This window comes from Aeromonas australiensis (assembly GCF_000819725.1).
GTDB lineage: Bacteria > Pseudomonadota > Gammaproteobacteria > Enterobacterales > Aeromonadaceae > Aeromonas > Aeromonas australiensis.
In genome coordinates this window covers 1-13,800 of the sequence record NZ_CDDH01000083.1, presented here as the reverse complement: position 1 = coordinate 13,800, position 13,800 = coordinate 1, and the positions used below count along the sequence as shown (strand labels likewise).

Sequence of the window (13,800 nt, the reverse complement as noted above, 5' to 3'; positions counted from 1 at the left end):
CCCTCTCGTGTTGCACTTGTCCGGAGTTTTGATGAAAAAGTGGTTCATCCCCCTGCTAGCCCTCTGGCTTTATGGCTGCAGTGCCGGGCCCGGTGAAGAGGATATCCGGAGCCAAGTTACCGCCAGGCTGCTGGCCGAGACAGACGCCAACCTGTTCGAGATCAGCGATTTCATCATCCTCGGCAAGGAGGAGCGGATGGAGGGGGTCTATCTGGTCAAGGTGAGTTACCAGCTCCACTTCAAACAGGGGCTCGATCAGTTGCAGGTGTTGCACGATGAGGATCTGGTCTACGACCGGGCTGGCCCCTTCCAGCAGGAGATGGCTCTGATGGAGCTCGAGCGCAAATATGGCGAGTTCGAGGCGGGCCAGGTGCTGCCGCAAGAGGCTGAGGTGTGGATGATGAAGAGCGAACAGGGGTGGCGGCTGGCGGAACCGACCCAATAAAGGAGTTCCCACCCCTTCTGTCTGCAACGGCAGATATGCCGTTGCCAACCAGCTCAAACCTGGGTATCGACCCGATACCCTTTTCGCTCGGCAGGTTCGCTCGACAGCTTGCTGGCCAACCCTGACAGCACCTCCTTGAGGGTGACCCCGCTCTCTGCCGCACCGCTGCTCTCCAACAGCTTGGTCAACTGGCTCTGCAAGGGGTTGACTGCTTCGCTTTCGACCCCTTGCTCGCTCTCTTTTCCCTGCCCGCCCTGTTGTTCCAGCGCCTCCAGCAGGCGCTCCAGATCTCGCTTGAGCGGGTTCTCGCTGCTGTCGGCGATGGCGAGTTTGCGCTGTTCCTGCTCTTGCCGCTGTTGTTGCTGCAATGCCAGCTGCTGCTCCTGCTGCTGTTGCAGGGAGTCCATCATGGTGTTGATAAACGCCTCCAGGGAGTCCTTGATTGAGGCGCCGCTCCCACGGCTCTCACCTTGCGATGACAGCCCGAGCTCGTCCAGCACGGCGCCAAGGTCGCGTACCATACGGCTGTCACTGCCCGTTGATGGTGAAGTTGCAGCCCGCTCCTGTGCCTGCACTGCGGGAGAACCCTGCCGTTGCGCCAGCGGACTTAGCCCGCCTGACGCGACCACATTTATCTCCATCTTGGCCCTCCTCTCCCCGTCCTCGGCCCTTTCTCGGCAAATATTGCGGCAATCTGACAACCTCTTGGCAGATAACCGCTCTCACACCTAAAAGATAGCGCCAACGGGACGAGATTGGCGCGAATGCATCTTTTGGTCTATCAGGCGTAACGATAGTGCCAACCCGCGATAAACAAGGGCTGGCAAGGGGGCTGCGTTCAGCCAGCACTGCACAGGCTGATAATCGGAGTCAGAAGATATCCTTCATCCGGTGCCACAGCATACCCAGTGCCAGCAGCGGGGAGCGCAGCGCCGGGCCACCCGGGAAGGTAATATGGGGCACGCTGGCAAAGAGATCGAAACCCCGGCTTTCACCGCGGATCGCCTCGGCTACCAACTTGCCCGCCATATGGGTGGCATTGAGACCGTGACCGGAGTAGGCCTGGGCGTAAAGCACGTTGGGGTGTTCCTTGAGGCGGCCAATCTGCGGCAACCGGTTGGCGCCGATCCCGATCATGCCGCCCCACTGAAACTCGATGGCTGTGCCAGCCAGCTCGGGGAAGACCCGCAGCAGCTTGGGCAACATAAAGGCCTTGATATCGCGGGGATCCCGCCCCGAATAGTTGCAGGCCCCGCCAAACAGCAGGCGGCCGTCGGCTGAGAGGCGGTAGTAGTCGAGGGCCACGTTCTGATCGCACACCGCCATGTTTTGCGGCAGCAGCCGCTGGCGCAAGCGGCGATCCAGCACCTCGGTGGCGAGGATATAGGAGCCGGCGGGCAGCACCCGCCCCCCCAGCTCCGGATTGAGGTCATTGAGATAGGCGTTGCAGCCGATCACCAGATAATCGGCAGTGACCCGACCGTGGGCGGTGGTCACCTCCAGCTGCTTGCCATACTCGATATGGGTCACCCGGGAGTGTTCAAAAAGGGAGACCCCGAGGCTGGCGGCGGCACGGGCCTCGCCGAGCGCCAGATTGAGGGGATGGAGATGGCCGGAGCCCATGTCGATAAGGCCGCCGATATAGCGATCCGACCCCACCACGGTATGGATATCTTGGCGCGGGACCAGTTTCAGCTCGTGCTCATAGCCGAGGCTCGCCAGATGGTCGAGCTCCTCCTCAAAGCCAGCCAGATGACGTTGACGGGTCGCCAGATCGCAGTAACCCCAGGTGAGATCGCAGTCGATATTGAAACGCTCGACCCGCTCGCGCACCAGTTGCACCGCCTCCAGCCCCATCAGATCCAGCTCGCGCACCCCTTGATCGCCAATCCAGCGGGCAAACTGGCTGGTGTCGTGGCCGATCCCGCGAATAAGCTGGCCGCCGTTGCGCCCAGACGCCCCCCAGCCAATGCGGTTGGCCTCCAGCAGCACCACCTTGTAACCCGCATCAGCCAGGTTGATGGCGGTATTGAGACCGGTAAAGCCGCCGCCGATAATGCAAACGTCAGCCTTGTGCTCCCCCTCCAGCTCGGGCCACTGTTGCGAGCCGTTGCGGGTGGCCGCGTAGTAGGAGGCGACGTGCTCCTGATATCCGATGTGCTTTCCTGCCTGCATACTCAGCATCCTGCCTTGGTTGCAAATTGTTTAATAAAATAAGCAAATTTGTTTCGATAATACCCAGTTCCCCCTCCACTCACCAACTGGTGCGGATCACAGAAATGCAAAAGGCGCCCCGCAGGGCGCCTTTTCATGCAATCAAGGTGCTGTAACGAATTACAGTACGTCGATGGCGTTCAGGTCGGAGAATGCTTGCTCCAGACGAGCGATCATGGAAGTCTGACCTTCACGCAGCCATACGCGCGGATCGTAGTACTTCTTGTTCGGCTTGTCGGCGCCTTCCGGGTTGCCCAGCTGGCCTTGCAGGTAAGCTTCGTTCTTCTTGTAGAAGTTCAGCAGACCTTCCCAAGTCGCCCACTGGGTGTCGGTGTCGATGTTCATCTTCACTACGCCGTAGGAGATGGACTCGCGGATCTCTTCCAGAGTGGAACCTGAACCACCGTGGAATACGAAGTCCAGAGACTTGGCAGGGATGCCAAACTTCTCGGAAACGTACTTCTGGGAAGCGTCCAGGATGGACGGGGTCAGCTTGACGTTACCCGGCTTGTAGACACCGTGTACGTTGCCGAAGGAGGCAGCGATGGTGAAACGCGGGCTGATCTTGGACAGACGCTCGTAAGCGTAGGCAACATCTTCCGGCTGGGTGTACAGGGAAGATTGATCCAGGTGGCTGTTGTCGACGCCGTCTTCTTCGCCACCGGTGCAACCCAGTTCCAGCTCCAGAGTCATGTCCATCTTGGCCATGCGGGTCAGGTACTCGCAGCAGATGTCGATGTTCTCTTCCAGAGACTCTTCGGACAGATCCAGCATGTGGGAGGAGAACAGCGGCTTGCCGGTTTCAGCAAAGTGCTTCTCGCCCGCTTCCAGCAGACCGTCGATCCACGGCAGCAGCTTCTTGGCAGCGTGGTCGGTGTGCAGGATGACCGGCACGCCGTAAGCTTCGGCAACAGCGTGAACGTGCTTGGCACCGGAGATGGCACCCAGGATGGCAGCTTTCTGACCTTCCAGCTTCAGACCCTTACCGGCGGTGAACACGGCACCACCGTTGGAGAACTGAACGATAACCGGCGCTTTAACCTTGGCGGCAGCTTCCAGTACGGCGTTCACGGAGTCGGTACCAACGCAGTTTACGGCCGGCAGAGCAAAGCCGTTCTCTTTAGCGATGGCGAACACTTTCTGAACGTCATCACCAGTGATCACGCCGGGTTTTACGAAGTCGAAAATTTTCTTAGACATGTTTAATCGTCCTGTCTCGTATGCCGTTAATAAAAAATGGGGGGTTCATCATGAACCGGCACAGCGGGCACATGATAAACGAAACGGGAGGCTTTTGCCCCCCGTTCCGGGTCAATTAGGCTTTGGCGCGCTGTTCCAGAATCGCAACAGCCGGCAGTACCTTGCCTTCTACGAACTCCAGGAAGGCGCCGCCGCCAGTGGAGATGTAGGAGACTTTGTCAGCGATGCCGAACTTGTCGATAGCAGCCAGGGTGTCACCACCGCCAGCGATGGAGAAAGCCGGAGAAGCAGCGATGGCTTCAGCGATAACCTTGGTGCCTTCAGCGAACTGGTCGAACTCGAACACACCAACCGGACCGTTCCACAGGATGGTCTTGGCGTTCATGATGATGTCAGCCAGAGCCTTGGCAGAATCCGGGCCGATGTCGAAGATCATGTCGCCGTCGGTCACATCGCTCACAGACTTGATGGTAGCCGGAGTGGACTCGGAGAACTCGGCGCCTACAACCACGTCGGTGGTCACAGGAATGTTGGTCTCGGCAGCCAGTTTCTTGGCGGTGTCGATCAGGTCGTGCTCGCACAGGGACTTGCCAACGTTGTGACCGGCAGCAGCGATGAAGGTGTTGGCGATGCCACCACCGACCACCAGCTGGTCAGCGATTTTGGAGAGGGATTCCAGAACGGTCAGCTTGGTGGAGACCTTGGAGCCGCCAACGATGGCAACCATCGGGCGCTCAGGCTTCAGCATGGCTTTACCCAGCGCTTCCAGTTCACCCGCCAGCAGCGGACCGGCACAGGCGACAGGTGCGAACTGGGCAACACCGTAGGTAGAGCCTTCGGCGCGGTGAGCAGTACCGAACGCATCCATTACAAAGACGTCACACAGGGCGGCGTATTTTTTGGCCAGCTCTTCGGTGTTCTTCTTCTCGCCTTTGTTGAAACGGCAGTTTTCCAGCACAACCAGCTCACCGGCAGCGACTTCTACGCCATCCAGGTAATCCTTGGCCAGGGTCACCTTGCAGGACAGAGCGTCTTTCAGATAGTTGACAACCGGAGCCAGGGAGAATTCTTCGTTGTATTCACCCTCGGTCGGACGACCCAGGTGGGAGGTGATCATCAGCTTGGCGCCCTTTTCCAGAGCCAGCTTGATGGTCGGCAGAGTCGCAACGATACGTGCATCGGAGGTGACCTTGCCGTCTTTTACCGGTACGTTCAGGTCAGCACGGATCAGAACGCGTTTACCCGCCAGATCCAGGTCAGTCATCTTGATAACAGACATATTCAGTCCTCTATATTTTCCAGGTAATGTTAAAAACAGTAACCTTTCGCCCGGGGCAGGCTCAGCCTGCAACCATCATGGCCCGGGTGGTATCCAGCATCCGGTTTGCGAAGCCCCATTCGTTATCACACCACATCAACATCTTGACGAGGTTGGCATCGCTCACCCGAGTCTGGGTACCATCAATGATGCATGAGTGCGCATCATGATTGAAGTCTACGGAGACCAATGGTTCTTCCGTGTAATCCAGAATACCGTGTAATGTACCTCTGGATGCCCGTTGCAGGGCTTGATTTACGTCAGTAACTGTCACTTTTTTACGAACAGTAATACTGAGATCCATCGCTGTTACATTGATGGTCGGCACCCGCACCGCGATCGCCTCGAACTTGCCGGCGAAGTGGGGCAGGATACGCTCCAACCCCTTGGCCAGCTTGGTATCCACCGGAATGATGGACTGACTGGCAGCGCGGGTTCGGCGCAAGTCACTGTGGTAGGCATCGATGACTTGCTGATCATGCATGGCCGAATGAATTGTCGTAATAGTACCACAATTTATCTCGAACTCTCGATGCAATGTTTCAATCACTGGCACCACGCAGTTGGTGGTACAGGAGGCGTTCGAGACGATCCGCTCCGCTCCGGTGAGGGTATGATGGTTGACCCCGTAGACCACGGTGGCATCCACATCCGCATCCGCCGGGTGGGAGAAGAGCACCTTGCCCGCCCCCGCCGCCAGATGCAGCTCGGCATCGGCCCGCGAGCCAAACACCCCGGTGCAATCGAGCACCACATCGACCCCCAGCGCCCGCCACGGCAGCTTTGACGGATCCCGCTCGGCAAACAGAGAGATGAGATCCTCCCCCACCAACATGCTGTTGCCCGCCAGTTGCACCGGATGGTGAAAGCGACCATGACTGGTATCGTAACGGGTCAGGTGCACCATGGCCTCGGGGGCCGCCAGCTCGTTGATGGCGACGATCTTGATGCGCTTGTCGCGCCCGCTTTCATAGAGGGCTCGCAACACGTTGCGACCGATCCGCCCGTAACCATTGATGGCAATCTTGATCATCGAGAATCCGTTTCCTTAAACCAGCAACAGGGCGGCGCACCGGCCGCCCGGGAGCCCCTGCTACGACAGCAGGGCCTCCTTGAATTCACCGCGGGCCAGCAGTGCGGCCCCGAATACCCCGGCACTGTCGCCAAGGGCGGGAGCAATAATGGGGGCACTGAAGCGGGGATTAAAGAGGAAGGGCAAAATAGTCTGCCGCCCGGCGCTGTAAAGGCTCTGCACATTGCCCACCCCGCCGCCGATGACGATCACATCCGGGTCGAGAATGTTGACCACGTTGGCCAGCGCCTGACCAAACAGCAGATGCAGCCGGTCGATGGTGAGCTTGGCCAGATGATCATGGGCGGTGGCGGCCGCGATTTGAGCGAGCGAGAGGCGACGCTTGGCCTTGGCCTCGTACCAGGCCTCCAGCGCCGGGCCGCTGATCAGGGTCTCGACGCAGCCACGCTTGCCGCAGTAGCACTCGGGGCCATCAGGGGAAAGCACGTTGTGGCCCCACTCACCGGCGATGCCGTGGTGGCCGTTGAGAATGCGGCCGTTGATAACGATGCCGGAGCCGACCCCGGTACCCATGATGATGCCGAACACCACTTTCGCATCGGGATGGTGCTGGCGCACCGCACCGAGATGGGTTTCTGCCAGCGCAAAGCAGTTGGCGTCGTTGGCGATCAGCACCGGCACGCCCAGTTTGCGCTCCAGATCCTCCTTGAACGGCTTGCCATTGAGCTCGGTGGTATTGCAGTTCTTCATCAGGCCGGTCTGCGGATCCCGCGCCCCCGGCGTGCCCATGCCGATGACGGCCGGGCGCTGACCAATCTTCTCGGCGCACTCAGCCACCAGCTTGGCGATCTGGCCGATCATGTGCTCATAACCGCCCGCCCGCTCGGTGGGGATGCGGTGGCGCAGCAGCACCTCGTCGCCATCCAGCACCACACATTCACACTTGGTACCGCCAAGATCGATACCCCAATCCAGTGACTTGCTGCTCATCTTGCCTCCTGCACTGGCGCCACGCTCTCGTCATCGCGGCGCCATTTTTTAATGTAAAACGGGGCCTTGCGGCCCCGGATTTCAAACAAACTCTTCTTCTCTCGCCCCGGCCTTAGCGGCCGTGGTACTGGGCGGAGAGCTCGTGTACTGCGTTGACAAACACGCCGGCGTGTTCCGGGTTCACATCCTGATGGATGCCGTGGCCGAGGTTGAAGACGTGGCCATTGCCGTGACCGAAACCGGCCAGAATGGAGGCGACCTCTTCACGGATGCGGGCCGGGGTAGCGTAGAGCATGGAGGGATCCATGTTGCCCTGCAGCGCCACCTTGTCGCCGACCCGACGCTTGGCGTCGGCAATGTCGGTGGTCCAGTCCAGACCCAGTGCATCGCAACCGGTGGCGGCAATCTGCTCCAGCCACTGACCGCCATTCTTGGTGAACAGGGTGACCGGCACGCGGCGACCGTCGTGCTCGCGGATCAGGCCATCGACAATCTTGTGCATGTAGTGCAGGGAGAAATCGCGGTAATCGCGGGGGGTGAGTACGCCGCCCCAGGTGTCGAACACCATGACCGCCTGGGCACCCGCCTTGATCTGGGCGTTGAGATAGCTAATCACGCTGTCGGCCAGCTTGTCGAGCAGCAGGTGCAGGGTTTGCGGCTCTGCGTACATCATCTGCTTGATCTTGGTGAACGCCTTGGAGCTGCCCCCCTCCACCATGTAGGTGGCCAGGGTCCATGGGCTACCGGAGAAGCCGATGAGCGGCACTTCGCCTTTCAGCTCGCGGCGGATGGTACGCACCGCATTCATCACATAACCCAGCTCATCTTCCGGATCCGGAATGGGCAGCGCCTGCACATCGGCCATGGAGGTGATCGGGCGCTCGAAGCGCGGGCCTTCACCCTGCTCGAAGTAGAGACCCAGCCCCATGGCATCGGGCACGGTGAGGATGTCGGAGAAGAGGATGGCAGCATCGAGCGGGTAGCGGCGCAGCGGCTGCAGGGTGACTTCACAGGCCAGCTCGGCATTGCGGCACAGGGACATAAAATCCCCCGCCTGGGCGCGAGTCGCCTTGTATTCCGGCAGATAACGGCCAGCCTGGCGCATCATCCATACCGGGGTCATGTCCACGTCCTGACGCAGCAGGGCGCGCAGGTATCGATCGTTCTTCAGCTCTTTCATCCCAGTTCCCGAGTTCGTATCACGCATAAAATGGCGGCCATAATACCACTTTGCCCAGCCAAGCGGACTGCCCCAAACGTGGCAAATGGGCGCGCGGTTGCAAAGATGTGAAGGGGCGCAAACCAGAGCGCCCCGTTTGTAACCAGTCAGTGCCAACAGCGTGGCGAAAAGATAAGCGCCGTTACCCCTCACCCGCCAGCGACAACTCGATCAGCCGCCGGGCGATGGTGCCGTGGGGCGGCAAACGCGGCAGCCGGTCGGCGGCAAAGAAATCGGCAGCCACCAGTTCGTCATCCTGTACCCTGATCTCGCCGCTCTGGTAGTCGGCGGTAAAACCCATCATCAGGCTGTGGGGGAAGGGCCAGGGCTGGCTCGCCACATAGCGCACATTGCGCACCCGGATGCCGCTCTCCTCGAACACCTCCCGCGTCACGCACTGCTCGAGGTTCTCCCCCGCCTCCACAAAGCCGGCCAGCACGGTATACATGGGGTCATCCGCCTGATAGTGACGGCGATGGGCCGCCAAGAGGATCTCCGGCCCCTTGCGCACCGCCACGATAATGCAGGGAGAGATGCGCGGATAGGCGGTGTGGCCGTGGTGGCATACCTGCGCCCACTCCCCCGCCTTCGGGGTCATGGGGGCGCCGCACTCGCCGCAGAAACGGTGGCTACGACGGAAGGTGGCGAGCTGCCAGGCGCGACCTGCGAGACGAAAGCCCTCTTCATCCCCCGCCACCATCAGCTGGCGCAGCGGGCTCATAGCGCTGATGTCGCTCTCATCCCCCAGATCGAGCAGATAGCAGGGTAGCCCCTGCCACTCATCGAAACGCTCGAAACGGGCCTCTGCCAGCGCAGCAGGCAGGCACGCTTTGCTGCCCTGTGGCACCTCTCCCTGCTGATCGAGCAGTACCAAATGATCGCCCCCCAGCACGAACCAGCGGGCTTGTTCGGTTAATGACATCAGATAAACACTCTCGTTAAAACAAAACCCAGGCCACGGCTGGCCGACCAAGGGGCAAACGCCGCGCGAATGGCTCCCATCTTACGACCAGCACGGGTCGCTGACGACCCCGCCGTGGCCGATTGTCCCATTCGTAAAAAACAGATAGCGCAAATAAAGAGGCCGCCCGAAGGCGGCCCGCTGTTATCCGGCATCCCGTATCCGGCCTCTATCGGCGGGGATCAGGCATCGCCCATCGCCAGCAGGGAGGCGTTGCCGCCCACCGCCGTGGTGTTGATGGTGCGGGTCTTCTCAGTGACAAACCGACTCAGATAGTGGGGGCCACCCGCCTTGGGACCGGTGCCGGAGAGCCCCTGCCCGCCGAACGGCTGCACCCCGACCATGGCGCCGATCTGGTTGCGGTTGATGTAGACGTTGCCCACGTTGATACGGCTCGCCAGCTCTTCGGCGTGGGATTCGTTGCGGCTGTGGATCCCGAGCGTCAAGCCGTAACCGGTGCCGTTGATGTCGCTGATCACCTTGTCCAGATCCCGGGCGGCGTAGCGCACCACGTGCAGGATGGGGCCGAACTGTTCGCGCTCCAACTCCTTGATGGAACGGATTTCCAGGGCCGTGGGCTGGACGAAGTGCCCATCTAACGTCACCTTGGGCATAGGCGCCTGAGCGATCAACTGACTTTTCGGGATCATCCTTGCCAGATGCAGCTCCAGCCCCGCCTTGGCCTCGGCATCGATCACCGGACCGACGTCGGTGTTGTGCTCGGCCGGATTGCCCACTTTCAGCTCCTGCATGGCGCCAGTGAGTATCTCCAGCACCCGCGGGGCTATCTCCTCCTGCAGATAAAGCACCCGCAGGGCCGAGCAGCGCTGGCCGGCGCTCTGGAAAGCGGCGCTCACCACGTCGCGCACCACTTGTTCAGGCAGGGCGGTGGAGTCGACGATCATGGCGTTCTGACCACCAGTCTCGGCGATGAGCGGCAGGATGGCGCCATCACGCTGGGCCAGGGTCATGTTGATGAGCTTGGCGGTCTCGGTGGAGCCAGTGAAGCAGACGCCGCCAATGCGCGAGTCCCCCGTCAGCTTGGCGCCAACAGTCGCACCGTCACCGGGCAGCAGTTGCAGCACGTCACCCGGAATACCGGCCTGATGGGCCAGCGTCACCGCCAGATGGGCGATAAGGCCGGTCTGCTCGGCAGGTTTGGCTATGACGGTATTGCCGGTGGCCAGCGCAGCGGCGATTTGGCCGAGGAAGATCGCCAGCGGGAAGTTCCACGGGCTGATGCAGACAAACACCCCGCGCCCCTGCAAGAACAGCTCGTTCTGCTCGCCGGTGTAGCCGGGCAGCAGGGTCGCCTGCCCCATCAGGCTGCGAGCCTGCACCGCGTAGTAGCGGCAGAAATCGACCGCTTCGCGCACCTCGTCGATGCCATCTTGCAGCAGCTTGCCCGCCTCGCGGGTACAGAGGGAGACCAGCTGCTCGCGGTTCGCTTCCAGCAGATCCGCCAGCTTCTCGAGCGCAGCGGCCCGCTCACTCACCGGGGTTTCGCGCCAGCGCGGGAAGGCGGCATGAGCGGATGCCAAGGCTTGCTCCACCGCCTGCTCGTCGGCCCAGTGGATCTTGCCGACGGTGAGGCTCACATCCTGCGGGCTCAGCACGGTGCGTGCCTCGCTGCGCTTGAGGGTCTCGCCATCGACGATAGGCCCTGCCAGCCACTGCTTGCTCTCCAGCTCTTTCAAACGTGCGAAGAAGGGGCGCTGGATGGAGAGGATGTTCATATTGACGCCGCTGGAGTTCTTGCGGTCGCTAAAGAGGTTCACCGGCTGGGGAATGCGGTCATTGGCAAAGCCGGAGTAGCGCTTGAGGGTGCGCAGCGGGTGTTCTGCCAGCGAATCCACCGGGGTGTTGGGGTCCACCAGCTTATGAACGAAGGAGGTGTTGGCCCCGTTCTCCAGCAGGCGGCGCACCAGATAGGGCAGCAGATCCTTGTGGGCGCCGACCGGCGCATAGATACGGCAGTGCAGGCCGGGATGGTCGTTCAGCACGGCATTGTGTAGCTCCTCCCCCATGCCGTGCAGACGCTGGAATTCAAACTGGCGATCGCCCGCCATCTCCAGAATGCTGACCACGGTATTGGCGTTGTGGGTGGCGAACTGGGGAGCGATAAAGCCGCGAGTCGGCTCGCTCAGCAGGTAGCGGGCGCAGGCGAGGTAGGAGATATCGGTGCCCGCCTTGCGGGTAAAGAGCGGGTAGCCGGGCAGGCCCGCCTGCTGGGCATATTTCAGTTCGCTGTCCCAGTAGGCGCCTTTTACCAGTCGCACCGGAATGAGGTCGCCCTGCTCGCGAGCCAGGGCGGTGAGCCAGCAGAGTACCGGCAGGGCACGCTTGGAGTAGGCCTGCACCACCATGCCGAGCTTGCCCCAGCCACGGTTGGCGTCACAGCGGTAGAGCTGCTCGAACAACTCCAGCGACAGCTCAAGGCGGTCCATCTCCTCGGCATCGATGCTGATGGCCACATCCTTGTCGCGGGCCAGCCGTACCAACCCCACCAGCCGCTCGCACATCTCGCCCAGCACCCGTTCGCGGTTGGCCACGTCATAGCGCGGATGGAGCGCCGAGAGCTTGATGGAGATGGAGGGGGCCGGGCCGCCGTCACTGATCCGCTCGTTGCCGACCGCCTCGATGGCATTGCGGTAATCAGTCAGATATTTGTCGGCATCCTGCATGGTCAGCGCCGATTCGCCCAGCATGTCGTAGGTGTGGGTATAACCCAGCTCGCGGGATTTGCGGCTCGCCTTGAGCGCCTCCTTCATGTCGCGCCCCAGCACGAACTGCTTGCCCATGATCTTCATGGCGGCGTACATGGCGGAGCGCACCACCGGCTCCCCCAGCTTGTTGACCATGCGCCCCAGCAGGTTGGCCGGGTTGCCGTCCAGCTTCTTGTCGAGCTTGATGATCTTGCCGGTCAGCATCAGCCCCCAGGTGGAGGCGTTGACCAGGGTGGAATCACTCTTGCGGAAATGGGATGACCAGTTGGCGCCAGAGAGCTTGTCCTTGATCAGGGCGTCGGCGGTCTCGGCATCGGGAATGCGCAGCAGCGCCTCGGCCAGACACATCAGGATGATCCCCTCCTGGGTATCCAGGCTGTACTCCTGCAGGAAGGCGTCGATACCGTCACCGGAGCCGCTCTCCTTGCGCACCTTGGTCACCAGAGTACGGGCACGCTGGGTCACCTGCTCCAGCGAGGCGCCATCCCCCGGCAACATGGCCGACAGCTCGGCCAGATAGGCATTTTCATCCACCACGTAGTTCTGGGTGATGGCTTCGCGCAGGGCGGCCAGATCGGAGGGAATATAGTCAGCAGCAAGCACTTGAGTAGCTTTGAACATAGGGGGTCTTCCTGTACGCCCGAGGGCTGATATCGACAAAGGCGGCCATGCCGCCGAAACGCCGATAATGTATACAATGTTATCCCCTATATGAAATGAATTTGTTGCCAATCTTTAACAAAGATCGCTAACTTTCCATTCTTATCCCGCTACAACAGCACTTGTCGACGATAGCGAGGGTCATCTGGCGTCATTTTGTATACGATCCTGTGTGGATGTTTTCCCCTATCCGGGCGCAGGCCTCGGCAAGACGCAGATAAACATGCGGACAAAAAAGAAGGGCCGCCACGGCGACCCTTCTCAACAGTTCATGCAACCAAATGCAGTCAGTTCATCCAGCGATCGCTACGGCTGCGACGACGGGGCAGCATGGGCAGCAGGATGCCCAGCAGGAGCCCGGCCCCCACCATGGCACCACCACGGATAAACCAGTCCATCTGCATATCGTGTTCCTGATTGTCGTAGCTCTGAGTCAGTGCCTCATTCTGCTCTTGGAGATTGTTCATCTCCTCACCCTGACTGACCAACCGGGCCTTGAGTGCGGCGATCTCCTGGTGCAGCTCGGCGATCTGACCATCCTTCTCGGCGAAGCGCTTTTCGTTGTCACCGTTGAGGTTCAATAAACGAGCCTTGGCTTCCTCCAGCTCTTTCTGTACCTGCGGCAGCCGCTCGCGCAGACTTATCTGGTTCTGCAAGTCGCTGTTCTTGATCCACCCCTCGCGGCCGCGACCGTCCACCACCTGGGTGTAACCGGCCTCACTCCTCACCGCCTTTACCTCCAGTGGTTCACCAGCCTTGACGCTGCCGAGGATCCGGTACTGAGTACCCGGTCCATTGTGGATATAGGTAAAAATGTTGTCTGAAACATAACGGGTATCGGCCAGTGCCTGTTGGGCACACAAGCAGATCAAAATCCCGAGAAGGGCGCGCATGGTCGATCGGTTCTCTTTTTCAGGTTGGGACTAGAGGTTGAATGTTAAGCCGCCAGCAGGTTAAAGGACAAGCAAAGAAAAGGTTCATCGCGGCTTTCCGGGGAAGGCAGCCTTGATTTTTAGGAAGAAGTAGTCCGAGTC

General features: G+C 60.6%; 11 protein-coding genes. 1 reads left to right on the top strand and 10 read right to left on the bottom strand.

All coding sequences use genetic code 11. From position 1 onward, the window contains the following. Positions 1–31: 31 nt before the first annotated feature. Positions 32–445, top strand: coding sequence for a hypothetical protein (locus tag BN1117_RS15030; RefSeq protein ID WP_040098668.1), 414 nt, complete (start codon positions 32–34; stop codon positions 443–445). A gap of 53 nt (positions 446–498) precedes the next feature. Here the strand turns inward: BN1117_RS15030 and BN1117_RS15025 are convergent, their stop codons facing one another. The 10 genes from BN1117_RS15025 to BN1117_RS14980 all read right to left on the bottom strand — a co-directional run bounded on the left by BN1117_RS15025 (position 499) and on the right by BN1117_RS14980 (position 13,659). Beyond that, positions 499–1,086 carry a hypothetical protein gene (locus tag BN1117_RS15025; protein ID WP_040098667.1) on the bottom strand — a complete coding sequence of 196 codons (588 nt, stop codon included), beginning with the start codon at positions 1,084–1,086 and terminating at the stop codon, positions 499–501. Positions 1,087–1,315: 229 nt separating this feature from the next. Continuing rightward, the gene (locus BN1117_RS15020) at positions 1,316–2,620 is read right to left on the bottom strand and encodes an NAD(P)/FAD-dependent oxidoreductase (protein WP_156130006.1); all 1,305 of its coding nucleotides are present in this window, start codon (positions 2,618–2,620) and stop codon (positions 1,316–1,318) included. A 159-nt stretch (positions 2,621–2,779) separates the two neighbouring features. Further along, the gene (gene fbaA / locus BN1117_RS15015; RefSeq protein ID WP_040098663.1) at positions 2,780–3,859 is read right to left on the bottom strand and encodes a class II fructose-bisphosphate aldolase; all 1,080 of its coding nucleotides are present in this window, start codon (positions 3,857–3,859) and stop codon (positions 2,780–2,782) included. A gap of 115 nt (positions 3,860–3,974) precedes the next feature. Next, positions 3,975–5,138 (bottom strand): phosphoglycerate kinase, encoded by a 1,164-nt coding sequence (locus BN1117_RS15010; RefSeq protein ID WP_040098661.1) that lies wholly within the window; start codon positions 5,136–5,138, stop codon positions 3,975–3,977. Positions 5,139–5,199: 61 nt separating this feature from the next. After that, positions 5,200–6,210, bottom strand: a complete 1,011-nt coding sequence (gene epd, locus BN1117_RS15005; protein ID WP_040098659.1) for an erythrose-4-phosphate dehydrogenase — start codon at positions 6,208–6,210, stop codon at positions 5,200–5,202. A 60-nt stretch (positions 6,211–6,270) separates the two neighbouring features. After that, positions 6,271–7,200 carry an ROK family protein gene (locus BN1117_RS15000; RefSeq protein WP_040098657.1) on the bottom strand — a complete coding sequence of 310 codons (930 nt, stop codon included), beginning with the start codon at positions 7,198–7,200 and terminating at the stop codon, positions 6,271–6,273. A gap of 112 nt (positions 7,201–7,312) precedes the next feature. Then, positions 7,313–8,380 (bottom strand): uroporphyrinogen decarboxylase, encoded by a 1,068-nt coding sequence (gene hemE, locus BN1117_RS14995; protein ID WP_040098656.1) that lies wholly within the window; start codon positions 8,378–8,380, stop codon positions 7,313–7,315. Positions 8,381–8,561: 181 nt separating this feature from the next. Further along, the gene (gene nudC, locus BN1117_RS14990) at positions 8,562–9,341 is read right to left on the bottom strand and encodes an NAD(+) diphosphatase (RefSeq protein WP_040098654.1); all 780 of its coding nucleotides are present in this window, start codon (positions 9,339–9,341) and stop codon (positions 8,562–8,564) included. Positions 9,342–9,562: 221 nt separating this feature from the next. After that, on the bottom strand, positions 9,563–12,727 hold the full coding sequence (putA, locus tag BN1117_RS14985) for a bifunctional proline dehydrogenase/L-glutamate gamma-semialdehyde dehydrogenase PutA (protein WP_040098652.1): 3,165 nt from the start codon (positions 12,725–12,727) through the stop codon (positions 9,563–9,565). Positions 12,728–13,053: 326 nt separating this feature from the next. Further along, positions 13,054–13,659, bottom strand: coding sequence for a TIGR04211 family SH3 domain-containing protein (locus tag BN1117_RS14980; RefSeq protein WP_040098651.1), 606 nt, complete (start codon positions 13,657–13,659; stop codon positions 13,054–13,056). Positions 13,660–13,800 lie beyond the last annotated feature (141 nt).